Raw genomic sequence first — 25,218 nt, 5'->3', positions numbered from 1 at the left:
CCGTTACGACAAGAGGGCCTACGTCTTCCACGGCACCGTCACCACCGCAGCCATCAGACTATGGCTCCGGCCCTGATCCGCCGGACAGAACCTAGTCGTTCGGTGACGATGCGGTGGTCATGCCGCTCTCCAGCTTCGGGACGACGGCTGCTCGGAGGTGCGCCAGCAGTCGCGGCGCCGCGCACAGTGGTAGACGTCCCAGACACTGTCGACGGGGGTGGAGCAGAGCAGGTCCAGGGTGGGGTGACCGCAGCGCGGGCACTCGGTGGGCACGCTGGTCTCCGTGGTCTTGGCAGGCATGGCGGTGGGGTCTCCTTTCGGGGCGCGGGTTGTCCCGCCACTCGGGCTGGACCGGGAACCGAAGTTCTTCCGGCACCACACAGGGGAGACCCCAGCGACTACCGTGCGCGAGCCTTGGGAGGGGGCCAGGGTCGGTAGCGAAAGCGCCGGTCACAGGATGGATCCCGGCCGGAGTCGCAGCTCCCCGTCAGACGGCGGGCGCGGCAGTGCTGTCGCTGGCGCGCGCCATCGCCCGCCGCAACCTCGCCTCGTCCGAACTCCCGGGCGCCGCCGTCAAGATGACGATCTTCAGGTCGGAATCGCCGTCCGTCAGGACATCGCAGTCCACGTCCACGGGCCCGACCTCGGGATGCTCGACCGTCTTGCGGTCCTCACGGTGTGCGCCCACCGTGCCGCTCGCCCACAACCGTGCGAACGTCGCGTTGCCCCCGGTGAGTTGACGGATCAGCTCGGCCAGCCGGACGTCGTGCGGGAAGCGCCCGGTGGCACGGCGCAGGTCGGACACGACCGCGAGATCCGAGGCGTCTCCGTTCCGTACCAACACCGGCCACGAAGCAATACGTACGTCACGTACGCCCTCGCCGGAGCCGATCGGAAACCGCTCACGCGCGAAGTTCCGCTCCTCGGGCGGCTTGTCGGACGGGTCGCCGAGCAGCGCCGCCCACCCGGCGTTCCACCAGATCAACTGCCAGTCGGCGGCGAACACGGCGACCGCGACATCCCCGAGCCGGTTCAGCACCCGGTGCACCCCCGACGGCAGGTGATCGGGGATCGGCTCGGCGTTCGGCGGCACCAGACCGGCCATGCGGTAGAGGTGTTCCCGTTCTACGGCGGTCAGTTGGAGGGCGTGCGCGAGCGCGGCGACGACCTGGGCCGAAGGCGCTGTGGATCGCCCCTGCTCCAGGCGCACCACATAGTCGACCGACACCCCGGCCCGCTCGGCGAGTTCCTCACGGCGCAGACCGCTCGCCCGCCGGGCCCGACCGGACGGCAGCCCTACGGCCGACGGGGACAGCCGTTCCCGCCACGCACGGATCGTCGCCCCGAGCCCGAGCCCCTCGTTTGTTGCCATGCCCCCATCCTCCTCCAACCCCCGATCCTGGTAATGCCGTTCCTACGGTCGAGGCGTCCCTGGCAGAGCACCAGCGCGGTGGGCACGATCGACGCATGACCACCACGTTCATCACCGGAGCCAACAAGGGCCTCGGCCACGAGACCGCCCGCCGCCTCCTCGCCCTCGGCCACACCGTGATCGTCGGAGCCCGCGACGAGGAACGGGGCAGGGAGGCCGCCACCGCCCTCGGTGCGCGGTTCGTCCATATCGACGTCACCGACGACGCGTCCGTCGCCGCGGCGGCGGCCGACGTCGCCGCCCACGAAGGTGTCCTCGACGTCCTCATCAACAACGCCGGTGTACACGGCCCGCACGGCGACCCCGCCGAGCTGACCGGCGCGGACGCGCTCGGCGTCTTCGACGTCAACGTCTTCGGGGTGGTGCGGACGATCACCGCGTTCCTCCCGCTGCTGCGCCGCTCACCCGACCCGGTCGTCATCAACGTCAGCAGCGGCATGGGCTCGCTCGCGATCACCCACGATCCGTCGCGCATCGAGTCCTCCGTCGTCGCACCGCTCTACACCGCGTCCAAGGCGGCCCTCACCATGCTGACCACTCAATACGCCAAGGCGTTCAAGGGAGTTCGCGTCAACGCCGTCGATCCCGGCTACACGGCGACCGACCTCAACGGCCACAGCGGCCCCCAGACCGTCACCGAGGGAACCGACGCGATCGTCCGGCTCGCGACCGAGGAACCCGGCGCCGGATCGGGCCGTTTCGTCGACCGCGACGGCCCGCTCGCCCTGTCCTGAACCCCGCTCGCCCTGTCCTGAAGCCCGATCGCGTTGTCCTGAACCCCAGTCCCGCAACACGACCGACACAGCTTGGTTTCCCTGGGTGCTACCGGCGGTAACAACAGAGGTGTCTCGGCGCGTTCCACGTGTCGGACACATCTCCCGCACCTCCCGTACCTGACCCGGAAGGCACCCCATGGAGAACTCGGCCCCCACAACCATCAGCCGACGAAGAGCCCTGACGGTGGCCGGCGGTGTCGCCGCCGGCGCCGCCCTCGCGGCACACGCGGTACCGGCGTTCGCCGCCGACACCACGTCCGCCGACGCCATCGTCGTCGGACACGGCCTCGCCGGTCTCGTCGCCACCGCCGAACTGGTCGCCGCAGGAAAGAAAGTGCTGCTCCTGGACCAGGAACCCGAGTCCAACCTGGGCGGTCAGGCGTTCTGGTCCTTCGGCGGACTGTTCCTGATCAACTCCGACGAGCAGCGGCTCATGGGCATCAAGGACTCCCAAGAGCTGGCCTGGCAGGACTGGTTGGGAACGGCAGGCTTCGACCGAGGCATCGACGACCCGGCCGGCCAGGACTACTGGGCCCACAAGTGGGCTGAAGCGTATGTGGACTTCGCGGCCAACGAGAAGCGGTCCTGGCTCTACGGCCTCGGCATCCGCTGGTTCCCGATCGTCGGCTGGGCCGAGCGCGGCGGCGGCCTCGCCGACGGACACGGCAACTCGGTGCCCCGCTTCCACGTCACCTGGGGAACCGGCCCGGCCGTGGTCGAGCCGTTCGAGAAGCAGGTGCGGGCCGGGGTCGCCAGCGGCAAGGTGACGTTCAAGTTCCGCCACCGCGTCGACGAGATCGTCCGCACCAACGGTGCCGTGACCGGCGTACGCGGCGCGATCCTCGAACCCAGCACCGCCCAGCGCGGCAAGGCCACCTCCCGCACCGTGGTGGGCGACTTCGAGCTCACCGCCCCTGTGGTGATCGTGACGTCGGGCGGCATAGGCGCCAACCACGATCTCGTACGCCAGAACTGGCCGGCCCGCCTCGGCACCCCGCCCAAGTCCATGGTCACCGGCGTCCCGGCCTACGTGGACGGCCGGATGCTCGGGATCACCGCGTCGGCGGGCGGCCGTATCGTCAACCCCGACCGGATGTGGCACTACACCGAGGGCCTCAAGAACTACGACCCGATCTGGCCCAACCACGGCATCCGCATCCTCCCCGGACCGTCCTCGATGTGGTTCGACGCCACCGGCAAGCGGTTCTCCGCCCCAGACATGCCGGGCTACGACACCCTCCACACGCTGGGTTCGATCACCGCCAGCGGCTACGACTACTCGTGGTTCGTCACCACGAGCAAAATCATCGCGAAGGAGTTCGCGCTCTCCGGGTCGGAGCAGAACCCGGACCTCACCAACAAGGACATCCTGATGCTGCTCTCGCGCATCTGGCAGACGCCGGAGCCGATCGAGAAGTTCAGGAAGAACGGCGTCGACTTCATCACCGCCACCACGCTCTCCGAACTCGTCCTGGGAATGAACAAGTTGACCGGCGACGGCCTCATCAAACTCGCCGACCTCCAGCGGCAGATCGAGGCCCGGGACCGCGAGATCGACAACCCGTACTCGAAGGACGCCCAGGTGATGGGCATCCGCAACGCCCTGTCCTACACCGGGGATTCACTCAGCCGCACGGCCGCGATCCACAAGATCCTCGACCCGAGTCCCGGACCCCTGATCGCCGTCCGCCTCAACATCCTCACCCGCAAGACCCTCGGCGGCCTCCAGACCGACCTCTCGGGCCGCGTCCTGGACGCCACCGGCACGCCGATTCCCGGTCTGTACGCGGCCGGTGAGGTCTCCGGCTTCGGCGGCGGGGGAGTCCACGGCTACCGCTCGATGGAGGGCACCTTCCTCGGCGGCTGTCTGTTCTCCGGCCGCCAGGCGGGGCGCGCGGCGGCCGCCGCGATCTGAGTGTTACGGCCGCTCGGCGCTGTCTCGGCAACTCGGTTGACCTCAGGCCGAGTTGCCGAGGAGCGCGGGGCTAGCTCAGGACGAGCGGCAACTTGGCGTCCAGCGCGCCCAGTTGGGCTTTCTCCTCGGCGCTCGGCGCGCGTCGACCGGTGCCGACGAGCAGCGCGGCCGTATCGGAGAACGACGACGGGAACGCGGCACCGGCGATCCTCTCCAGCAACTCCCTCGCCCTGGCGAGGACTTCGGCCGACGGCCCCGCCGCGTCCGGGAGGTGTGCGACCAGGTCGAGGTGGTGCAGGGTCCACTCCAGGACGTACGCGGAGAGGTAGTCGCCCGCTGTGAGTACCTCGTCCTGCGTGCTGATCCGGAGGTCCGGATCGGCGAGCCGGGCCGCGCGGCCTGCGGCCGAACCGACGTCGTCCAGATGGAACTTGAGCAGCCAGGGCTCCTCGTACGCTGCGGCCAGCCGGACGATCAGCGCGTCGAGCGGGTCGTCGCCGGTGGGCGGTGTCTGGGTGACGGTCCAGTAGGTGACCGCGTCGCGGGTCGGTTCCGTGTCGGCGGGTGTCACGAGGGTGATGAGGACGTCCTGGGCGTCGATGACCAGGTGGCAGACCAGGTCCCGTACCAGCCAGCCGGCGCAGCCCGACGGCCGCGCGAAGTCCTCGTCCGAGCGGTCCGCCACCGCTGCGAGCAGCGCCGTCCAAGAGCGTGAGAAGAGATTCACGTCGGCAAGCTAGTGCGACGTCAACGCGGCCTTCAAGCACGGGCGTTCACGCGGGCGTGTCACGGGATCCTGCGGTGGATGTCCGCGAGCAGGTTCCGCATGGCCATGCGGAACAGCTCGGCCTGGTGCTCACCGAGGAAGGACGTGTGCCCGAACACCTCCAGGGCGACGAGGCCGTGCAGGTGTCCCCACGCGTTCATCAGGAGGGCGGTCGCGGGTGAGGGCAGATGTCCGTGGCCGTAGTGCGGCAGCTGTTCCAGATAGGCGCGGAGTGCGGGGGAGAGCGCGGGGACGTCGGCCGCGGCGAGTTGCTCCGCGCTGAACCCGTCGAACAGCTCGCGCTCGAAGATCTCGCTCATCCGGCGCGTCGCCTGGGTGGTCGGGCCCTCGGCGGGTGCTGCATAGCCCCGCAACGGTGTGCCGTAGAGGAGTTGGAAGCTCTCGGGATGGGCGATGGCCCAGCGGCGGTAGCCCTCGGCGGCCATCACCAGGCGGGGCAGATCCGGATCGTCCGAAGGGGCGTCGACGGCGGTCTGCACGGCGTCGGCCAGGTCCTCGTACCCCTTGGTGACGAGCGCGGTGACCAGCGCGTCCCGGCTCGGGAAGTAGTGGTAGAGCGCCTGCACGGTCATGCCGAGGCTGCGGGCCACCGCTCTCAACGACAGGGCGGCGGGCCCGTGTTCGGCGAGGTGGCGCTCGGCCGCGTCCACGATCTCCTGGGTGGCGGCGGCCCGGCGCCGTTCGCGCAGCGAGGGCGGGGCGGTGGTGCGTTCGTCGACGGCCATGCGGCGACCGTACGACGCCAACTCCGCTCGTGCGCCCCGAAGTTCCAAGGTGTGAGGAAAATCTAACACTGCCAAATCTTCTTGCTCCTCACTAACGTCGTGCGCGGCGACGAAGAGTGCCCCGTTGATCAACTCCGGGTGTTTCGCGCCTCTTTCACCGTATGGACGGCAAACGTATGGATATCCAAGGAGAACAGCCGTGTTTGAACGCATAGCCGAACTGGCGATCCGCCGCTCCCGGCTGGTCCTCGTCGTCGCCGTCATGGTCGTGGCCCTCATGGGCGTCCTGGGCGCCGGCGCGTTCGCCAAGTTGCTGGGCGGCGGTTACGACGACCCGGCCTCCCCGTCCTCCCGGGCCGCGCAGGTCATCGACCGGAAGTTCGGCGGGGAGACGAACCTGGTCCTGCTGGTCGGCGCTTCCGAAGGGCGCGTCGACGCCCCTGCCGCACAGCGCAGCGGCCGGGATCTGGTGGCCGACCTCAAGAAGGATCGGCACCTTGAGAACGTCATCTCGTACTGGGACACGGGGAGTTCGGACCTCCGCTCCAAGGACGGTCGCGACGCCATGGTGCTCGCCCATGTGAAGGGCAATGACACCGAGCGGGACGAGAACGCCAAGAGCGTGATCGACGCCTACGCCGGGACGTACGAGAAGACACTCACGGTCCGGGCGGGCGGGGGCGCGGCCGTGACCAGCGAGATGGGCACCCAGTCGGGCGAGGATCTCGTCCTGGCCGAGTCCATCGCCGTGCCGCTCACCCTGCTCCTGCTTGTGCTCGTCTTCGGCAGCATGGTCGCGGCCCTGCTGCCGCTGGCCATCGGCACCATCGCCATCGCGGGCACCTTCGCGGAGCTGTACGTCCTCGGCAGCGTCACCGACGTCTCCGTCTTCGCGATCAACCTGACCACCGCGCTGGGCCTCGGCCTCGGCATCGACTACGCCCTGCTGATGGTCAGCCGGTTCAGGGAGCAACTCGCGTCCGGGGCAAGCGTGGAGGACGCCGTACGGCGCACGGTGAGCACCGCGGGTCGTACGGTCGCGTTCTCCGCCGCGACCGTGGCGGCCGCGCTCGCCGCACTCCTGGTGTTCCCGCAGTACTTCCTGCGCTCGTTCGGCTACGCCGGTGTCGGGGTCGTCGTCATCGCGGCCGTCAGCACCCTGTTCGTCATGCCGGCGCTGTTCGTCGTCCTGGGCCACCGGGTCAACGGCGGCCGGCTGCCCTGGGCGAAGCGAGTGCGTATCGCCACCCGCGCACCCCTGTGGGGACGGCTCGCCGCCATCGTCATGCGGCGGCCCGCGCTCACCGCGCTGCCCGTCCTCGCGATCCTGCTCGTCGCGGCGAGCCCGCTCCTCGGCATCACCTTCGGCACCCCGGACGAACGCGTCCTGCCCGAGGACGCCACCAGCCGCCAGGTCTCCTCGGTCCTGCGCGAGAAGTTCAACGGCAACGACGACTCCGCCCTCCACATCGCCATCGACAAGGCCCTGAGCAAGGCCCCACTGGCGTCGTACGCGACCGAACTCTCCGGGCTCAAGGGCGTCCTCCGCGTCGAGACCAGCACGGGAACCTACGCCGACGGACAGCCCGCGGCGACCGGCCCCGGCACCACTGCCCTCGGCCGCCCCGACGCACAGCAGCTCAACGTCGTGAGCACTCTGACACCGAAGTCCGACGCGGCCGAGAGCTTGGTCCGGGACGTGCGGGCGGTCACCCCACCCACCGGAACTCACCCTCTGGTAGGCGGAGTTGACGCCGTCCTGGTCGACTCCAAGCACTCCGTCGGCAGCCGGCTCCCGCTCGCCGTGGGCCTGGTCGCCCTCACCACCTTCCTCCTGCTCTTCCTGTTCACCGGCAGCGTCGTCCAGCCGCTGCGCGCGCTGCTCCTGAACATGGTCAGCCTGGGCGCGACCCTCGGCGTCATGACCTGGATCTTCCAGGACGGCCACCTGTCCTCCGTGCTCGGCTTCACGGCACAGCCGATGGACGTGTCGATGACCGTGCTGATGTTCTGCATCGCCTTCGGCCTCTCGATGGACTACGAGGTCTTCGTCACCAGCCGCATCAAGGAGCTCCACGACCTGGGCGAGGACAACGAGTCCGCCGTGACCAACGGCCTCGGGCACACCGGACGCATCGTCACGGCGGCCGCCTGCCTGCTCGCGGTCAGCTTCTTCGCCTTCGGCACGGCCAAGCTCGGCTTCATGCAACTCTTCGGCCTGGGCAGCGGGTTGGCCATCCTCATCGACGCCGTCGCCGTCCGGGGCATCCTCGTCCCCGCCGCGATGCGCGTGCTCGGCCGCTCGGCCTGGTACGCGCCCGGCTTCCTGCGGACGTTCCACGCACGGTTCGGTCTGAGCGAGGGCGGTCCCACGTCGGAGCCCGGGCTGGTCGAGAGGGATGCGTCCACAGTGCATTAGAGCTAATATGATTAGAGCTAATGTATCTAGGAGAGGCCCGCCCGTGGACCTGCGGCAAGTGTTCGACGACCTGGTGCGCTTCGAGACCGACCTGTGGAACGGAATCGACGCCCGGCTCCGGCAGGACTGCGATGTGACGCTGGGTGGTCTGAACGTGATGCTCGTCGTCGAACGTGCGGGTTCCTGCCGGGTGAACGACATAGCCGCCGCCCTCTCGATCACGGTCGGCGGCGCGAGTCAGGCCGTCGACCGACTGGAGAAACTCGGGCACTGCACCCGGCGCCCCCACCCCGCCGACCGCCGCTCCTCGATCGTCGAACTGACGGCGGCCGGGCGGGAGTTGGTGGCGCAGGCCGGTCCCGTGTTCGACCGTGAACTCGCGACCCGGCTGGCCGGCCCGCTCCCCGACACGGTGCTCGGTCACCTGGCCCATGCGCTCGCCGTACTCCGTGCCTCCACTCCACCCGGCCCAACACCCCTGACGAAGGAGACCTGATGAGCACCACCCAAGCACGCGCAGTGCGCTTCGACTCGTACGGCGACCGTGACGTCCTCCATGTCACCGAGGTGCCGATGCCCCGACCCGCCGCAGGGGAAGTCCTCGTGGAGGTCCGGGCGGCCGGCATCAACCCCGGTGAGGCGGCCATCCGTTCGGGGGCGATGCACGAGCTGTTCCCCGCGACCTTCCCGTCGGGCCAGGGCAGCGACCTCGCAGGCGTCGTCACCGAACTCGGCGAAGGCGTAACGGACTTCGGTCTCGGCGATGAGGTCCTCGGCTTCTCCTGGCAGCGCTCCAGCCAGGCGACCCACGTCGTCGTACCGGTGTCGCAGCTCATCCTCAAGCCGGAGGCGCTGAGTTGGGAGGTGGCCGGTTCCCTCTACGTCGTCGGCTGCACCGCGTGGTCCGCCGTCGAGGCGGTGGCCCCCAAGCCCGGTGAGACCGTCGCCGTCTCGGCCGCAGCCGGGGGTGTCGGTACCGTCGTCGTCCAACTCCTCGCCGTACGGGGCGCACACGTCCTCGGCATCGCCTCACCCGCCAACGCCGAGTGGCTCACCGCGCACGGCGCGACTCCGGTGCCGTACGGCGACCGGCTCGCCGAGGCCCTCACCGCGGCGGCGCCCGACGGGATCGACGCCTTCATCGACCTCTTCGGCCCCGAGTACGTCCAACTCGCCGTGGATCTCGGCATTGCGAGGGACCGGATCGAGACGATCATCTCGTTCCAGAAGGCCCAGGAACTCGGCACCAAGAGCGCGGGCAGCGCCGAGGCCTCCACCCGCGAGGTCCTCATCGAGATGGCCGACCTCGTCGCCTCCGGCCGTATCGAGATCCCCATCGCCGCCACGTACCCGCTCGACGACGTCCGCGACGCGTTCGCCGAACTGGAGAAGCGTCACACGCGCGGAAAGATCGTGCTGATTCCCTGAGTTGGGGGACACGGAAAGGACTGAGGCGTACGACGGTGTCGGCGTGGGCTGCGCGTCACTTGCTGCCGCGCAGCGCCGACGTCGTCTTCCCGGTGCGTTCGCGGAGGAGTACCCGCAGGGTGTTGGGGTGCTCGTAGCCGACCTTCCTGGCGATGGTCTCCAGGGACAGGCCGGTGGTGCGCAGGAGATGGGAGGCGCGCTCGATCCGCAGGTCCTGGACGAAGCGGATGGGTGACGTCCCCATCGTGCGCTGCACGGAACGCTGCAGGGTGCGTTCGCTGACGCCGATGGCCCTGGCCGCCTCGGGGATGCTGATGGGCTCCGCCAGGTGCTCGCGGGTCCAGACCTCGAAGGCCGCGACCGTGGGATCGCTCTGGGCCAGCGCGCTGGGAATCGTGTACGCCGCCTGCGACGGGCGTTCGTCGACCACGAGATAGCGGGCGACCAGGTCGGCGAGCGCGGGGCTGCCGTCCCGGACGATCGACAGCGCGAGGTCGACATGGCCGAAGGCCGCGCCGGCGGTGGTGATGCCCTCGCTGGAGATGACCATCCGGCTGTGGTCCAACTCGACCTTGGGATAGCGGTTCCGGAAGGCGGGCGACAGCCACCAGGTCGTTGTGGCCCGCAGCCCGTCCAGTACGCCCGCCTCGGCCAGCAGGAAGGTGCCCGCGCAGGCCGAGGCAATCGGCGTACCACGATAACGAGTTCGCGTGATCAGCTCGCGGACGGGCCGGGACGCGTCGCCGCCGACATGGTCGAGCAGTGCCGAAGCATCGCTCTCCCCGAGTGCCGGTACGACCAAGAGGTCTGCGGCGTCGGCGACTTCGAGCGGCTCGGGCGCCACGAGGAGGCCGGCACCCGTCCGTACCTGCGGAGTCGGGCCGACCAGGGTCACGTTCCAGGTGGGCGCCGACTCGTGGATCTGCCCGCCCAGCGCGTTGGCGTTGCTCAGCACATCGAGGATGGCCGAGAGGCCCGAGTCGAACACCCCGTCGTAGACGACGACCGCTACCTGCATGGCGGGAACGGTATCAACCGTGTCGTTTCTGCCGCTGATGTGATCACCACGCGCCGCCATACGTTCGTCGTGCGCCGGAAGCCCGGCGGTACGAACGCAAGGAGTGGTCACAGTGAAGGTCGGTCTGTTGGTACGCATCGAGGCCAAGCCGGAGTACGCCGACGAGGTGGAGGCCATGCTGCGCGGCGCCCAGGAGTTGGCCGAGCGGGAGCAGGGCACGGTGACGTGGTTCGCGTTCCGTGAGAACGCCACCACCTTCGGGGTGTTCGACACCTTCGAGGACGAGCAGGGACGTCAGGCCCACCTGGCGGGACGGATCGCCGCCGCCCTCGGGGAGGCCGCGCAGACGAAGCTCAGCGCGCCGCCGGTGATCGCCCCGGTCGACCTGCTGGGGGTCAAGGTCTCCTGACCGGACCTGTCAGCGGCGCAGCCCCAGCGCGTCGCGCCCCGCGTACCGGGCCTGGTCGCCCAAGTCCTCCTCGATACGGGTGAGTTGGTTGTACTTGGCGGTGCGGTCGGAGCGGGACAGCGAACCGGTCTTGATCTGGCCGCAGCCGGTCGCGACGGCGAGGTCGGCGATGGTGGTGTCCTCGGTCTCGCCCGAGCGGTGGGACATCACGACGGTGTAGCCGGCGCGGTGGGCCGTCGCGACGGTGGCCAGGGTCTCGGTGAGGGTGCCGATCTGATTGACCTTCACCAGGATCGAGTTGGCGATCCCGTCCCGGATGCCGGCGCTCAACAGCGTCTCGTTGGTGCAGAACACGTCGTCGCCGGTGAGCTGGCAGCGTTCGCCGAGCCGGGCGGTGAGCGCCTGCCAGCCGTCGTGGTCGTCCTCGGCCATCGGGTCCTCGATCGACGCGACGGGGTAGCGGTCGACCAACTCCGCCAAGTAGTCGGCGTGTTCGGCGGGTGTACGGCGGACGCCCTCGCCCGTGTAGTCGTAGACGCCGTCGTGGAAGAACTCGGAGGTGGCCGGGTCCATGACGAGGGTGATGTCGGTGCCGGGCTTGTAGCCGGTCTTCTCGATGGCGTGGACGACGAAGTCGAGGGCCTCGTCTGCGGTGCGCAGGTCCGGGGCGAAGCCGCCCTCGTCGCCGACGTTCACGCTGTGGCCGGCGGCGACCAGGTCGCGGCGCAGGGTGTGGAAGACCTCGGAGCCCATGCGGACGGCCTCGGCGAAGGTGGCCGCGCCGATCGGGGCGATCATGAACTCCTGGAAGTCCAGCGGGTTGTCGGCGTGGGCGCCGCCGTTGACGATGTTCATCATCGGCACCGGCAGCAGGCGGGCGTCGACGCCGCCGATGTAGCGGTACAGCGGCAGGCGGTGGGCGGCCGCTGCCGCCTTGGCGGTGGCCAGGGAGACACCGAGCAGGGCGTTGGCGCCGAGCCGCGACTTGCTCTCCGTGCCGTCCAGTTCGATCATCGTGCGGTCCACGGCGGCCTGGTTCTCGGCATCGAGTCCGATCACGGCGTCCGCGATGCTCTCGTTGACGGCGTCGACGGCGCGGCGAACTCCCTTGCCGTGAAAGCGGGTTGGGTCTCCGTCGCGGAGTTCGACGGCTTCCCGGGCGCCGGTGGAGGCGCCCGACGGTACGGCGGCTCGGCCGAGCGAGCCGTCCTTGAGTTCCACGTCCACCTCGACCGTCGGATTGCCCCGACTGTCGATGATCTCCCGTGCGACTACCCGGTTGATGGCGGTCACGGTGCAGCTCCTCACGCTGGGCCCGCGTCTCTGGCATCGGCGGGCGGTAAGTTCCATTCGGAAACAAAGTGAGTCCTGAAAAAGAACTTACTATGGGTCCATGAGGAAGCACAACGCAGACGCGACCTGCGGAATCGCTGCGGCCGCCGTGGTTCTGGGGGACTGGTGGAACGTGCTGGTCCTGCGGGAGATCGCCCGCGGACACGTTCGCTTCGACGCGCTGGCCGCCGAGATCGGCCTGTCGCGCAACGTCCTGACCGAGCGCCTCGGCCGCCTCGTCGCCCACGGCGTCCTGCGCCGCAGCCTCTACCAACGACGTCCGGTGCGCTACGAGTACGTCCTCACCGATGCCGGACGCGCGCTGCTGCCCCTCCTCGTCGCCATGCAGGACTGGGGCGACCGCTGGGCGCTCGGCGACGGAAGTGTCACCGCCACGGCCGACACAGACAGTGCCGAACACGCCCGCGTGCACGCCCTGGCCGGCACCCGCCTGCCCCAAGACCTCCAACTCCCCGGCATCCAGGGCGCCGACCTGCCCGTGGTCTCGCCGGACGCCCCCGCGACCGTGCTGTTCACCTACCCCGGCACGGGCGTCGACTGGAACGAGGAGATCCCCGGAGTCGCGGGCTGCACCCTGGAGAACCGGCTCTTCCGCGAGGCGTGGCCCGACTTCCAACGGTCGGGCGCGGACGTACGCGGCATCAGCACCCAACTGCCGCACGAACAGGCGGAGTTCGCCCGCACCGAGGAGATACCGCACGTCCTCCTGTCCGACGCCCACCACCAACTGGGCGCGGCCCTACGCCTGCCGACCTTCCGCGGCGCCGGCCGCCTGCGCCTCAAGCGCCTGATCCTGGTCGTCGACGCCGAACGGACCGTCCGGCACGCGCTGTTCCCCGTCGACGACATACCGCATGCCGTCGCGGAGAGCCTGCGGCTGGCCGAGGAATGCGTGCGTGTCGTTTGAGGCGGGCGATCGGGCTGTCGGTGCTACTCGAACCCGCCGTTGCTCATGAGGAGTTGGCCGTTGATCCACTGGCCTTCCGGTGAGCACAGGAAGTCCACGAGGTGGGCGGTGTCCTGCGGCGTGCCGAGACGGTTGAGCGGCGTCTGGCGGAGCACCTGTGCGCGGCCCTCGTCAGTCATCCAACCGGTGTCCACCGGGCCCGGGTTGACGACATTGGCGGTGATGCCGAGGTGGGCGAGTTCGTGGGCGGCGGCCAGGGTGATGCGGTCGAGAGCGCCCTTGCTGGCGCCGTAGGGGAGGTTGTTCACGGTGTGGTCGCTGGTGAGGGCGATGATCCGGCCGCTGCCTTGAGGTGCTGCGAACCGGCGGCCGTACTCGCGGATCAGCAGCCAGGTGGCACGGGCGTTCACGGCGAAGTGCCGGTCGAAGCTCTCCACCGTGGTGTCGAGCAGCCCGGAGTCGACCGACTCGCAGTGGCACATCACCAGGGCGGTGACGCTGCCCAGGTCGCGTTCGACTTCGTCGAAGACGCGGGCCGGGGCGTCCGGGTCGGCGAGATCCGCCTCAACTGCCGTGCTGGCTGCGCCGAGTTGGGTGAGGACCTCGGTGATGGTCGTGGTCGCGCCGGCCTCGGGGCCCCACGCCATGCGTTCGTCGTAGGGGGACCAGTAGGTGAAGGCGATGTCCCACCCCGAGGCCGCCAGCTGGCGGGCGATACCCGCACCGATGCCGATGGTCCGTCCTACTCCGGTGATCAGGGCGAGGGGGCGGGCAGGGGTGTGAGTGGGGTTCGTCGTCATGATCCGGGATCGTTCATGACCGGAAGAGGGTCGGCAACCGGCTTTTCCGTGCCGTCGGCGTGAAGCCACGGGATTCGGCCGCAGCGAGGACCGTTGACGCGGCGACAGGGGCAACCGACAGCCCGGCCTTGAGCAACGGTGCCGGAACCAATCAGACAGCCCCCGATTCCTTGGCGGCGGCCGTAACGACGGTCGCCAAGTCCGCTCCCGCCCGCAGCAGCCCTACGGTCCGTAGCGCGATCCCGTCGAGACGTTCACGCAGGACACGCTCGGCCTCTTCCGTGCCGTCGAGTCGATGCAGGGACCCCACGATCTCGCGCACCGCGGGAATGCCGTACCCGGCGCTGCGGAGGGCCGTGACGATACGGGCCGTCCTGATGGCGGAGAGGTCGTAGCGGCGGGCCTGGAGGGAGGTCACCCGCTCGGGGGTGACGAGTCCCTCCTGCTCCCAGAAGCGCAGGGTCGAGGCCCGTACGCCGAGTGCTCTGGAGAGTTCGGTGATCGTCATCGCGTCGCTGTCCCGTTCGACGTCCTGCTCGAACTCCGGTGTGTCCGCCTCGGCTTGGATCGCGCGCAAGGCCTGCTGAGCGCGCAGGGCCTCCTCGCGTTCCCGCGCGAGCCGCACATGAACGTCGTTGATCGCCGAGGCCGCCTCAGCGATCGTCTCTGTGCGCAGTTCAGCGAGCAACTGCCTTGCGACTACGGGCCCGACAGCGCCTGCGAGTCCTCGGTAGGCACGCAGGGCTTGGACGTGCAGCGGCGCGTAGGAACGGTAGCCATTGCTCGACCGAGCGGCCGGCGGAATGACACCCAGCCGCTCCAGATCGCGCACCTGTTGCACCGAGTACCCCGACTCGCGCGCCACATCGGCGGTCCTGAGCGTGCCCTGTCGCCGACCGCTCACCGGCTCACCCATCGGCCAACCCCACATAAGCACTTGAAGGTCACGCTTGAACCATGAGTATGGAACAGATCATCGCGACCGTACGAGACTTCACCGGCGCACTCGTGGTCGTACCGGAACCGGGCGGCGCCTTCCCCGAACTCGCCTGGGGGGACGCCTTCTTCTACTACGCCCCCGACGGTCGACCGCCGCAGAACGTGCAGCCGTACGGGACCGTCGTCACCAAGAACTATCCCGACGACATCGCGTCCGACCTTGATCCTCCGGGGCGTTGGCGCGTGAACATCCACGTCGGCCGTACGGCGTTCGGCGAACTCACGGGGGAGTCGCGCCGTCTCGACCGGTCCTACGACTACGCGGCCACCGACCATGTGTTGCCGCACCCGGTATACGGAGCACTCGGCTGGATCTGCGTCGTCAACCCCGGTGAGCGGACAGGGGAGTTGGTGGTGGAGTTGTTGCGCGGCGCTCACTATGACGCTCGGGTCAGGTTCGCGCGGCGAGGTGAGCACAGCGTTCCCCGGGGCGGGGCCGACCGATCCAATCCTTGAACCACCCTGCCCCTATGGGCAGTTGGGGTGGGTCCTCTGTGGAGATCGTTGCCCCAAAGGACCTGGCGGGGGTATCCGGTCTGCGGTTAGACAGCGATGATCGCGATTTCAGGCCAGGAAGTGAGCACGTGCACGCCCGAGACGAAGTCCGCCCGAAGGATGCCCCAGCCCGGCGAACCTCGGTGAGCGGTCCGGCAGTCCATCCCGTCAACACCGTTACGCCCTCGCGCGAGTTGCTGTCGCTCCAGGGCAAGGCGGGCAATGCCGGGGTCGTGCAGATGCTCGGCGAAGGGGGTCACTCCTGGGCCGGGCGGACGGCTGATCCCGCTTCGGGCGGGCAGCGGGCGGTGGTGCAGCGGAGCAAGTTGTCGCACGGGAACATCTCGTTCACCAACGTGTCGCTCAAGTACCCGGAATCGCAGGGCAAGGCCACCCGGGTGCTGGAGCTCCTGGCAGGCAACACGCAGGTCAAGTCCTTTCTCGCTGACCGGAGTTGCCGAATCACGCTGGAGAAGCGGACGACGGAGACGCCGGCGAACGTGGTCGACAAGGGGGCCGAGGGCGTCTTCGTCACGCTGGCCTCCTACTACCTGGAGAACTACGACATCGGCTACATCGTGGGCATGCTGTGCCACGAGTTCGGGATGCACCCGATGGCGCAGGCCGCTCCCAACATGCAGGAGGAAGAAGGGAACTTCCGGGGCATGCCGTACCCGGTGCCGGGTCTCGAAGGGAAGGACGTGCCCGAGGGGTTCGCGTCGATGAACTCCGACACCGCCCAGCAGGCCGATCACGTGCTCGGCGTCATTCCCGGAAGCCCGCGGTACACCGTCTACCGCGACGTCACCCTGGAGATGGCGGACCAGTTGCTGCGGGACGTGCACAACGAGGAGGACGGCGCCCGGGAACAGGACGTCACCGACCTGATCGACTGCTTCCTCATGGACGTGGCGTCGATCGCCGCGACGAACGACAACCGTATGCGCGGCATGCCGCTCCCGCGCAACAACGAGGGCGAGACGATCCGCAAGGACATCGCCGCGGTGTACAACGCCTACCGGGCCCGCCTCTCCACGGACATGCCACTGGAGCGGCAGACCATCCGGCCCCTGTTCCCGCCGGAGAAGACCCCGGAAGCGGTCAAGGCCGACTTCACGACCCTCCTCAAGCGCATCGCCAAGGGGAAACTCTGGGCCTGGAGCATCGACAACGGCAACTGAGGTCGACGGCGGCCCGACACCGACATCGGGTCGACAAGCCGTGCGCAGCGGATTTTCACGGTTCGGGGTGTCCGGAGTATCGGACACCCCGCATGCCCACTGTTACGATTCAGTAGAGTTCGCTGCTCAGCCGGATGCCCCGTATTTCCCCGTGACCAGGACCGTCCAACACCCTTCAAGACCTTCCCCGGGAGACTCTCATGGCGCGCAGGACCGGCCGCGTGACGGCGACCGACGTGGCCAAGGAGGCGGGAGTCTCGCAGACCACGGTCAGCTATGTGCTGAACGACGTGTCGCACCAGAAGATCTCCGACCAGACCCGGCGCAAGGTGCTGGACGCGGTGGAGAAGCTGGGTTACGAACCGTCCGCCGCCGCGCGCGCCCTGCGCCTGGGCCGCAGTGATCTCGTGCTGATGTTCCTCCCGGACGTTCCGGTCGGCGGCACACTGACCGCCCTGGTCGAACTGCTCGGCGACGAACTGGAACGCCACGGCCTGAACCTCGTCACCCGGCGCGAACACCACGCGCCCCTCAAGTCGCTGTGGCGTGAGCTCATGCCGGCGGCCGTGATGACGGCCTTCGACGTCTCCGCCGAGGACGTGGCCAGCATGCGCGCGGCCGGTATCCACGTGGTCAGCGCCGGGATGGGCCCCGCGGTCGCCCCCGGTGTCCTGACCGTCCCGCAGACCCTGATCGGCACGATGCAGGTCGAGCGGCTGGCGGCGACGGGACACACACGCATCGGCTACGCCGCCCCCGGCGACCCCCGGCTCCGGGACTTCCTGGACCTGCGGCTCGACGGCGCCCGTAGCGCCTGTGCGGAGCGCGGACTTGAGCCGCCCTTCGTGCTCGAAGTGCCGCTCGACATCTCGGCCGCCGCCGCGGCGGCCGAGCAGTGGCACGCGGCCGTCCCCGCCGTCACGGGCGTGTGCGCCTACAACGACGAGACGGCCTTCGCCCTCCTCGCGGGGATGCGCCGGGTAGGTCTCGCCGCGCCCTACGACCTGGCCGTGATCGGCGTCGACAACGACAAGTTGGCGCCGTTCGCGGTTCCGCCGCTGACGACGATCGACAACAACCTCGATGTCGCCGTGGGCCGCCTCGCCCGCATGATCGTCAATGGCGTCACCGGTCAATCCGAGCCACCGGTGCCCCAGGTGACCCCCCTGACACTGATCGTCCGCGAGTCCGCCTGACGGAACCCGGTCCGGCGTAAACCGGGCCGCTCCGGCGCAAGCCGGGCCGGTTTTGACGCGGGCCGAGCCGGTCCGACGCGAGCCGGGCCCATAGAGTCAAATCCCGTCTGACCAGGGCGTCTTCACCCGACTCCGGGGGAGTCCGGCTGCCCGCGCGCCATGACGTCGCCGTCCGCCGCCGTTCGTCCGGATTGCCGCTTCCCAAAAAGCTGTTGCACGGCCCTTGTGGTCCACCAAGTGCGGGGCTACGTTACGCATACGTTTCACTTGTACGTATCAGTGGCTGATTTCGGACCCACCGAAAAACGGTGGACATATAGCCCCTTCCGCCAGGAACGGCTGACCGCCAAGAACGGTCCAGGCCGCGTCAGGACCTGGTGTCCCACTCCCTCCGAGGCCCTTTGAGGGCGGCTCGCCGCGCGATGCCGTCCGGTCATCCACTCACCAGCGGAGCACCCATGCGAAGAATCGCGCTGACCGCCGTATCGGCTGTCCTGATGTTGTCCGCGGCCGCGTGCGGCTCGGGATCGGGATCCGGTTCGGGCAAGGCGGCCACCGGCGGCACCCTCACCCTGGCCCCCCTGGTCGCGGCCCAGCCGTGGGATCTGGCCGACGCCGGTCTCGGCAACAACGCGCAGTACTACCAGCCCGTATACGACTCGCTGCTTCGGCTCTCCCCGACGGCCGAGGTCGAGCCCAACCTGGCGACCAAGTGGTCGTACAACGCGGCCCGCACGATCCTCACGATGACCCTGCGTACCGGCGTGAAGTTCACCGACGGCACCGCGCTGGACGCCACGGCGGTCAAGACCAACCTGCTGCACACGGAGAAGGGCACCAGCGAGGCCGCGGGCCAGCTCAAGGGCATCACCGGCGTCGACGTCGTCAACTCCACCACGGTCGCGATCAAGCTCTCGGCGCCCGACCCCTCCCTCGTCCCGAACCTCGGCAACGTGGCCGGCATGCTGGCCAGCCCGAAGGCCATCGCCGCGGGGACGATCAAGACCACGCCGGTGGGCTCAGGGCCGTACACGCTGGACAAGTCCGCGACCACGGCGGGCAGTACGTACACCTTCGTGCGCAACCCGGACTACTGGAACAAGGCCGCCTTCCCCTTCGACAAGATCGTCCTCAAGCCGCTGACCGACCCGACCGCCGTCCTCAACGCGCTGCGCTCGGGGCAGGTCAACGGCGCGCTGCTGGCCAGCGCCAAGAACGTCGCGCCGGCCAAGAGCAGCGGGCTGAACGTCACCAAGTACACCTCCGGTGACGTCGAGGGCGTCTACATCTGGGACCGCGAAGGAAAGATCGTCAAGGCGCTCGGCGACGTCCGGGTCCGCCAGGCACTCAACTACGCCTTCGACCGCTCCACCATCGTCAAGACGGCGAAGCAGGGACTGGGCAGGGCGACCACCCAGATCTTCAACCCGGCGGGTTCGGCCTTCGACAGCTCGCTGAACTCGAAGTACTCCTACGACCCCGCGAAGGCCAAGCAGTTGCTCGCCGAGGCCGGCTATCCGCACGGCTTCTCGGTCACCGTCCCGGATGTGTCGTCGGTCTTCCCCGACCAACAGGCCGCCATGGTCCAGCAGTTGGAGGACATCGGGATCAAGGTCAAGGTCGACAAGATCCCCGTCACCCAGTTCATCAGCGCCCTGCTCGCGGGCAAGTACCCGCTGTCGTACATGACGTTGGCGTCCTTCCGGCCCTGGGACACCATCCAGATCGAGGTCGCGAAGAGCGCGCTGTGGAACCCGCTGCACAGTTCGGACCCGAAGGTCACCGACCTCATCACCAAGGCGCAGTCCGCGACCGGTGCCACCCAGGACGCCCTGTTCAAGCAGCTCAACACCTACCTCGTCGACCAGGCGTGGAACGCGCCCTGGGACTCCGTGGAGGCCACCTACGCGACGACCAAGGGCGTCACCTTCACCCCGCAGGCGTTCGCCGCCGTCCCGCCGATCTACAACTTCAAGCCCGCTGGCTGACCGGGCGTCGGACCGGACGGGTGCGGTGACATCGAGAGATGGCACCGCCCCGCCTGTCCGCCGATGAACTCCGGTCAGGGAGAGGCAAGGTGGAGAGACAGATGATCGTTTTCTTGGTCCGGCGCGTCGTCGCCGGGCTGGTCCTGGTCCTGGTCATCGCGACCACGACCTTCGCGCTGATGGGCCTCACCGGCTCCGACCCGGTCCGCCAGATCGTCGGGCAGACCGCCACCCAGCAGCAGGTGTCCGCCAAGTCCGCCGAACTCGGCCTCGACCAGCCCTTCGTGGTCCGCTACGGCCACTGGCTCGCCGACGCGGCGCACGGCAACCTCGGCAGCTCGTGGTTCAGCGACGAGTCCGTGACGAGTTCGCTGGAGAACAAACTCCCGGTCACCCTGTCCATCGTGCTGGCCGCGCTCCTGGTGTCGGCCGTACTGAGCACGGTGCTGGGCGTGGCCGCCGCGGTCCGCCGGGGCGCCCTGGACCAACTGGTGCAACTGCTCGCGGTGTTGGGCTTCGCCGTACCCAGCTTCCTGGTGGCGCTGGTGTTCGCCGTCGTGATCGGCGTCGACCTGGGCTGGCTGCCCGCGACCGGTTACGTGCCACTGGCGGACTCGGCGGGCGGCTGGCTCCGGTCGATCACCCTCCCCGCGCTGTCGCTCTCCGTCGGAGCGATCGCCGCCACCGCCCAACAGGTGCGCGGCTCCATGGTCGACGTCCTGCGCGCCGACTACGTACGCACCCTCCGCAGCCGAGGCATCAGCGAGCGGAGCCTGCTGTTCCGGCACGCCCTGCGCAACGCCGCCCCGGCCGCGCTGACCGTGCTGGCCCTGCAGTTCATCGGCCTGGTCGGTGGCGCGGTGGTCGTCGAGAAGGTCTTCGGCCTCAACGGCATCGGCAGCCAGGCGACCACCGCCGGTTCCCAGGGTGACACCCCCGTGGTCATGGGCGTCGTCGTGGTCATGGTCGCCCTCGTCGTGGTGGTCAACATCCTCATGGACCTGGCATACGGCTGGCTCAACCCGAAGGTGCGTGTCGGATGACGCTTCCCCAGTCCGAAGAGCCGGCGGGCACGGTCGCCACGGCCGTCGCCGCGCAGGGACGCGCCGGACTCCTGCGCCGACTGCTGCGCGACCCGGTGGCCGTGACCTGCCTGGTACTCCTCGCCCTCATCTCCCTGGCCAGCCTCTTCGCACCGCTTCTCACCAGCCAGGACCCGGCCCACACCTCACTGACCGACAGCCTCGCCCCACCCAGCGGCACACACCCCCTGGGCGGCGACGGCGTCGGCCGTGACGTCCTGGCCCGACTCCTCTACGGCGGCCGCACCAGTCTGCTCGGCGCCCTGCTCGCCGTCGCCGTCGCGCTGGTGATCGGCGTTCCGGCCGGTCTGGTGGCCGGCTACTACCGCAAGTGGTTCGACGCCGTGAGCAGTTGGGTGTCCAACCTGCTGATGGCCGTACCGGCGATCATCGTGCTCCTCGTCGTGATGTCCGCGGTGGGCCAGAACACCTACCTCGCCATGGCCGTCTTCGGCGTGCTGATGTCACCGGGCGTCTTCCGGCTGATCCGCGCCTCTGTGATCTCCGTACGCGAGGAGCTGTACGTCGACGCGGCACGGGTGTCAGGCCTGACGGATGCCCGGATCATCCGCCGGCACATCCTGCCCGTCGTGCAGGCGCCGACCATCATCCAGGCCGCCCAGATGCTCGGCCTCGGCATCGTCATCCAGTCCGGGCTCGAATTCCTCGGCCTGGGCTCGGCGACCCAGGCGAGCTGGGGCTCCATGCTCAACGACGCCTTCGGGAACATCTACACCAAGCCGGAGTTGATGCTCTGGCCTGGCGTGGCACTCGCGGTGACCGTCGCCTCGTTCGGCCTGCTGGGCAACGCCCTGCGGGACGCGCTGGACGGGAGCGCGACCGCCGGTCGAAGGTCGTCGCGCGGCGCTACGGCCCGTAGGCCGGTCGCCGACAAGAAGGCACCGCCCGTCACGCCCGAGGCGGGGGAGTCGGACGACGCCCTGCTCGTCCTCGACGGCCTGACGGTCTCCTATCCGACGGCCCAGGGCGAGAAGACCGTCGTCGACGGCGTCTCCCTGACCGTCCGCCGGGGCGAAGTCCTCGGACTGGTCGGGGAGTCGGGCTCGGGCAAGAGCCAAACCGCCTTCGCCGTCCTCGGGTTGCTGCCCCGCGAGGCCCAAGTCACCACCGCCCGCCTTCTGTTCGACGGCACGGAACTGGGACGACTCGGCCGCGCGGCGATGAACCGCTACCGCGGCCACCGGATCGCCTACGTCCCGCAGGAACCCATGTCCAACCTCGACCCCTCCTTCCGCATCGGCGCCCAACTCGTCGAACCGGTACGCCGACACCTCGGACTGTCGGCGGCCGACGCGAAGGCGAAAACGCTCGGACTGCTGGAGCGGGTCGGCATCTCCGACCCCGAACGGGTCTTCCGGGCCTACCCGCACCAGATCTCCGGCGGCATGGCACAACGCGTCCTCATCGCCGGCGCCGTCTCCTGCGAACCGGACCTGCTGATCGCCGACGAACCGACCACCGCCCTCGACGTGACCGTGCAGGCCGAGGTCCTCGACCTGATGCGGTCCCTTCAGCGCGAACGGAACATGGGCATGATCCTGGTGACCCACGACTTCGGTGTGGTCGCCGACATCTGCGACCGCGTGACGGTGATGCAGACCGGCACCGTCGTCGAATCCGCACCCGTGGCGCAGCTGTTCGCGGATCCCCAACACCCGTACACGCGCATGCTCCTGGCGTCCACGTTGGAGGACGCCGAGCCGCGGACCGCGCTGAGCCTGAGCCGCACGGTGCCGGCGAGCGTGGCGGGAGCGGTGAGCGGCGCGGGTGTCACGAACAGCGAAGGCATCACGCACACCGGACGTCAGGAGGGTCCGGCATGACCGCGACCATGAACGGGACACCGAACGAGAAGCTCCCGGCCGAACCCCTGTTGGTCGTGGACGAGTTGGTCGTGGAGTACCCGACGAAGGGCTGGCGCAAGCCGCCGTTCCGGGTGCTGAAGGGCGTGTCGATCGGCATCGGCGCGGGCGAGACCCTCGGGCTGGTCGGCGAGTCCGGATCGGGCAAGACCACCCTGGGCCGAGCCGTCCTCGGACTGGCCCCGGTCACCTCCGGGACCGTCCGCTACGACGGCAAGGTCATCTCCGGCCTGGCCGCGAAGGAACGCCGGGCGCTGAGCAGCGACATCCAGGTGGTGTTCCAGGACCCGTACACCTCCCTCAACCCGGCGATGACCGTGAACGACATCCTCAGCGAACCGCTGCGCGTCGCGGGAACCCCTCGGACGAAGGCCGAGAAGCGGGTGCGGGACCTGCTCGACCACGTACGGCTGCCCGCCGACGCGGGGGAGCGGCTGCCACGCGAGTTCTCCGGCGGACAGCGCCAACGCATCGCCATCGCAAGGGCGTTGTCCCGGGACCCGAGGGTCATCGTCTGCGACGAGCCGGTCAGCGCACTGGACCTCTCGACCCAGGCCCGGGTACTGGACCTGTTCGTCGAGATCCAGGAACGCACCGGCGTCGCCTACCTCTTCGTCACCCACGACCTGTCCGTGGTCCGGCACATCAGCCACCGGGTGGCGGTCATGCAGGGCGGAGAAATCGTCGAGACCGGGGACGCGGCGACCGTCACCACCGCACCCCAACACCCGTACACCCAACGCCTGTTGCTCGCCGCGCCCGTGCCGGACCCACAGCGGCAGGCGGAACGCCGGGCCGAGCGGCGCCGGTTGGCCGAGGCCACCGCCGCGTCCCCGGGCGCCACCACCGCCGTATCCACGACCGCCTCCACGTCGGGAGACCGAGCATGACCCTGCCCAACCCCACCCTCCCCGGCTTCCACCCGGACCCCAGCATCACCCGCGTCGGCGACGACTACTACCTCGCGTGTTCCAGCTTCGAGTACCTCCCCGGCGTACCGCTGTTCCACAGCCGCGACCTGGTGCACTGGGAGCAGATCGGCAACGTGGTAACCCGGCCGGGGCAGTTGGCGGTGGAGAAGGTCCCCACGCTCGGCGGTGCCTGGGCGCCCACCATCCGGTTCCACGACGGCCGTTTCTGGCTGGTCGTCACCGACGCGATGGGGCGCGGGAGTCTGATCTTCAGCGCCGAACGGGCCGAGGGACCGTGGTCCGACGGCATCGTCATGCAGGGCATGAACGGCATCGACCCGGACCTCGCCTGGGACAGCGAGGGCACCTGCTTCGTCACCTACTCGGGTCTCCAACTCGACGGAGACCACGCCGGCGAACACCTCGGCATCCAGCAGGTCCGCATGGACCTCGACACCGGCCAAGCCCTCGAAGAACCCCGCTCGTTGTGGTCCGGCACCGGCCTGATGTTCCCCGAGGCGCCGCACCTCTACGAGATCGACGGCACCTGGTACCTCCTGATCGCCGAGGGCGGCACCGAGCGCGGGCACTCCGTGAGCATCGCCCGCGGCACCCGTCCCGACGGCCCCTTCGAGGGCTGCCCGGCCAACCCGGTGCTCAGCGCCCGCAGCACCGACCGCCCGATCCAGAACACCGGCCACGCCGACCTCGTACGCACTCCCGACGACGGCTGGGCGCTGTTCCTGCTGGGCATGCGACCCGGCGGTCTGACGAGGGCCTTTTCCCCCATGGGCCGGGAGACGTTCAGCACCTCGCTGGACTGGGTCGACGGCTGGCCGATCGTGCAGCCGGTCCAACTGACGCCACCCACCGCACCAGTTGAGCACCACGACGACTTCACGGGCACCCAACTCGGCCTGGAATGGCTCTCCATACGGACCCCGGCCGCCGACTGGTCCTCACTCACCGAACGTCCGGGCCACCTCGTCGTGCAGGGAGACGGCTCCACCATGGACGACCCGCGGCCACGCTTCGTCGGCCGCCGGCAGGAGCACCAGGCGGCCGTCTTCTCGGTCCGCGTGGATGCTGGTGGGGGAGTCGGCGGCCTCAGCCTGCGGATCGACGAACGCCATCACTACGACATCGAAGTGGGCGCCGGTGTCGCCCGTGCCCGTGCCCGGGTGGGCGGACTCTGCCAGACCTGGGAGCAGGCGATTCCACAGGGACCGGCGACCGTGCGGATCGAGACCGAGCCGGTCAGGGGCATGGGGCTCGATGCCCTCGGCCCGGACATGGTGAGGCTGTCCGTCGAGACCGGCGCCGACACCGGGTCGATCGAACTCGCCGTCGTGGACGGGCGCTACGTCTCCGCGGAGACCGCCGCGTCCTTCACCGGCCGAGTCGTCGGCATGTACGCCGCTGAAGGGGCCGTCGCCTTCGGTCAGTTCAGGTACCGGGGCGAGGACTGACGCCTCCGCCCCGTCCACGACAGCCGACTGATACCTGAGAGAAAG

Annotated in this window: 23 protein-coding genes; 15 read left to right on the top strand and 8 right to left on the bottom strand. The window is 69.3% G+C overall.

The window, feature by feature from the left end; all coding sequences use genetic code 11:
- Positions 1-117: 117 nt before the first annotated feature.
- Both ACIBK4_RS37270 and ACIBK4_RS37265 read right to left on the bottom strand, forming a co-directional pair.
- Positions 118-300, bottom strand: coding sequence for a non-oxidative hydroxyarylic acid decarboxylases subunit D (locus ACIBK4_RS37270; RefSeq protein ID WP_399002171.1), 183 nt, complete (start codon positions 298-300; stop codon positions 118-120).
- A gap of 187 nt (positions 301-487) precedes the next feature.
- The gene (locus tag ACIBK4_RS37265) at positions 488-1,372 is read right to left on the bottom strand and encodes a helix-turn-helix transcriptional regulator (protein ID WP_399002169.1); all 885 of its coding nucleotides are present in this window, start codon (positions 1,370-1,372) and stop codon (positions 488-490) included.
- Between the two features lie 95 nt (positions 1,373-1,467).
- Here ACIBK4_RS37265 and ACIBK4_RS37260 point away from each other — a divergent pair, with 95 nt between their 5' ends.
- Positions 1,468-2,166 carry an SDR family NAD(P)-dependent oxidoreductase gene (locus ACIBK4_RS37260; protein WP_399002167.1) on the top strand — a complete coding sequence of 233 codons (699 nt, stop codon included), beginning with the start codon at positions 1,468-1,470 and terminating at the stop codon, positions 2,164-2,166.
- Positions 2,167-2,344: 178 nt separating this feature from the next.
- Complete coding sequence (locus ACIBK4_RS37255; protein ID WP_399002165.1) at positions 2,345-4,123, top strand: FAD-binding dehydrogenase; 1,779 nt, start codon at positions 2,345-2,347, stop codon at positions 4,121-4,123.
- A gap of 70 nt (positions 4,124-4,193) precedes the next feature.
- Here ACIBK4_RS37255 and ACIBK4_RS37250 read toward each other — a convergent pair whose 3' ends face one another.
- Positions 4,194-4,850 carry a maleylpyruvate isomerase N-terminal domain-containing protein gene (locus ACIBK4_RS37250; protein WP_399002163.1) on the bottom strand — a complete coding sequence of 219 codons (657 nt, stop codon included), beginning with the start codon at positions 4,848-4,850 and terminating at the stop codon, positions 4,194-4,196.
- A 59-nt stretch (positions 4,851-4,909) separates the two neighbouring features.
- The gene (locus ACIBK4_RS37245; RefSeq protein ID WP_399002161.1) at positions 4,910-5,635 is read right to left on the bottom strand and encodes a TetR/AcrR family transcriptional regulator; all 726 of its coding nucleotides are present in this window, start codon (positions 5,633-5,635) and stop codon (positions 4,910-4,912) included.
- 199 nt (positions 5,636-5,834) lie between these two features.
- On the opposite strand from ACIBK4_RS37245, the gene ACIBK4_RS37240 reads away from it, so the two are divergent.
- From ACIBK4_RS37240 to ACIBK4_RS37230, 3 genes are read left to right on the top strand one after another with little or no spacing between them, the layout of a single operon-like run.
- Positions 5,835-8,054, top strand: a complete 2,220-nt coding sequence (locus ACIBK4_RS37240; RefSeq protein ID WP_399002159.1) for an MMPL family transporter — start codon at positions 5,835-5,837, stop codon at positions 8,052-8,054.
- Between the two features lie 43 nt (positions 8,055-8,097).
- The gene (locus ACIBK4_RS37235; RefSeq protein WP_399002157.1) at positions 8,098-8,550 is read left to right on the top strand and encodes a MarR family winged helix-turn-helix transcriptional regulator; all 453 of its coding nucleotides are present in this window, start codon (positions 8,098-8,100) and stop codon (positions 8,548-8,550) included.
- Positions 8,550-9,482 carry an NADP-dependent oxidoreductase gene (locus tag ACIBK4_RS37230; protein WP_399002155.1) on the top strand — a complete coding sequence of 311 codons (933 nt, stop codon included), beginning with the start codon at positions 8,550-8,552 and terminating at the stop codon, positions 9,480-9,482. Before ACIBK4_RS37235 ends, ACIBK4_RS37230 begins: the two co-directional genes overlap by 1 nt.
- 55 nt (positions 9,483-9,537) lie before the next feature.
- Here ACIBK4_RS37230 and ACIBK4_RS37225 read toward each other — a convergent pair whose 3' ends face one another.
- On the bottom strand, positions 9,538-10,500 hold the full coding sequence (locus ACIBK4_RS37225; protein ID WP_399002153.1) for a GlxA family transcriptional regulator: 963 nt from the start codon (positions 10,498-10,500) through the stop codon (positions 9,538-9,540).
- A gap of 112 nt (positions 10,501-10,612) precedes the next feature.
- On the opposite strand from ACIBK4_RS37225, the gene ACIBK4_RS37220 reads away from it, so the two are divergent.
- Entirely contained in the window at positions 10,613-10,909 is a 297-nt protein-coding gene (locus tag ACIBK4_RS37220; protein WP_399002151.1) for a putative quinol monooxygenase, read from the top strand.
- Positions 10,910-10,918: 9 nt separating this feature from the next.
- On the opposite strand, the gene eno is transcribed toward ACIBK4_RS37220, so the two are convergent.
- Positions 10,919-12,202, bottom strand: a complete 1,284-nt coding sequence (gene eno / locus ACIBK4_RS37215; protein WP_399002149.1) for a phosphopyruvate hydratase — start codon at positions 12,200-12,202, stop codon at positions 10,919-10,921.
- Between the two features lie 100 nt (positions 12,203-12,302).
- On the opposite strand from eno, the gene ACIBK4_RS37210 reads away from it, so the two are divergent.
- Complete coding sequence (locus tag ACIBK4_RS37210; RefSeq protein WP_399002147.1) at positions 12,303-13,169, top strand: winged helix-turn-helix transcriptional regulator; 867 nt, start codon at positions 12,303-12,305, stop codon at positions 13,167-13,169.
- A 23-nt stretch (positions 13,170-13,192) separates the two neighbouring features.
- Here ACIBK4_RS37210 and ACIBK4_RS37205 read toward each other — a convergent pair whose 3' ends face one another.
- The gene (locus ACIBK4_RS37205) at positions 13,193-13,969 is read right to left on the bottom strand and encodes an SDR family oxidoreductase (RefSeq protein ID WP_399002145.1); all 777 of its coding nucleotides are present in this window, start codon (positions 13,967-13,969) and stop codon (positions 13,193-13,195) included.
- A gap of 151 nt (positions 13,970-14,120) precedes the next feature.
- On the bottom strand, positions 14,121-14,885 hold the full coding sequence (locus ACIBK4_RS37200) for a MerR family transcriptional regulator (protein ID WP_399002143.1): 765 nt from the start codon (positions 14,883-14,885) through the stop codon (positions 14,121-14,123).
- Between the two features lie 47 nt (positions 14,886-14,932).
- On the opposite strand from ACIBK4_RS37200, the gene ACIBK4_RS37195 reads away from it, so the two are divergent.
- From ACIBK4_RS37195 to ACIBK4_RS37160, 8 genes are all read left to right on the top strand, one after another.
- The gene (locus ACIBK4_RS37195) at positions 14,933-15,424 is read left to right on the top strand and encodes a DUF6194 family protein (RefSeq protein ID WP_399002206.1); all 492 of its coding nucleotides are present in this window, start codon (positions 14,933-14,935) and stop codon (positions 15,422-15,424) included.
- A gap of 182 nt (positions 15,425-15,606) precedes the next feature.
- Positions 15,607-16,644: a hypothetical protein gene (locus ACIBK4_RS37190; RefSeq protein WP_399002141.1), complete on the top strand. Its 1,038-nt coding sequence runs from the start codon at positions 15,607-15,609 to the stop codon at positions 16,642-16,644.
- A gap of 200 nt (positions 16,645-16,844) precedes the next feature.
- A complete protein-coding gene (locus ACIBK4_RS37185; protein WP_399002139.1) occupies positions 16,845-17,840 on the top strand; it encodes a LacI family DNA-binding transcriptional regulator in 996 nt (331 codons plus the stop codon).
- Positions 17,841-18,298: 458 nt separating this feature from the next.
- Entirely contained in the window at positions 18,299-19,828 is a 1,530-nt protein-coding gene (locus ACIBK4_RS37180) for an ABC transporter substrate-binding protein (protein ID WP_399002137.1), read from the top strand.
- Between the two features lie 101 nt (positions 19,829-19,929).
- The gene (locus tag ACIBK4_RS37175) at positions 19,930-20,871 is read left to right on the top strand and encodes an ABC transporter permease (RefSeq protein WP_399002135.1); all 942 of its coding nucleotides are present in this window, start codon (positions 19,930-19,932) and stop codon (positions 20,869-20,871) included.
- Entirely contained in the window at positions 20,868-22,754 is a 1,887-nt protein-coding gene (locus ACIBK4_RS37170) for a dipeptide/oligopeptide/nickel ABC transporter permease/ATP-binding protein (RefSeq protein ID WP_399002133.1), read from the top strand. The genes ACIBK4_RS37175 and ACIBK4_RS37170 overlap by 4 nt, the downstream gene beginning before the upstream one ends.
- Positions 22,751-23,683, top strand: coding sequence for an ATP-binding cassette domain-containing protein (locus tag ACIBK4_RS37165; protein WP_399002131.1), 933 nt, complete (start codon positions 22,751-22,753; stop codon positions 23,681-23,683). The genes ACIBK4_RS37170 and ACIBK4_RS37165 overlap by 4 nt, the downstream gene beginning before the upstream one ends.
- Complete coding sequence (locus tag ACIBK4_RS37160; protein WP_399002129.1) at positions 23,680-25,173, top strand: glycoside hydrolase family 43 protein; 1,494 nt, start codon at positions 23,680-23,682, stop codon at positions 25,171-25,173. Before ACIBK4_RS37165 ends, ACIBK4_RS37160 begins: the two co-directional genes overlap by 4 nt.
- Positions 25,174-25,218 lie beyond the last annotated feature (45 nt).

The organism is Streptomyces sp. NPDC050528 (assembly GCF_044457795.1).
GTDB lineage: Bacteria > Actinomycetota > Actinomycetes > Streptomycetales > Streptomycetaceae > Streptomyces.
The sequence above is the reverse complement of the archived record's forward strand: the minus strand, read 5'-3'. Positions and strand labels throughout refer to the sequence as shown.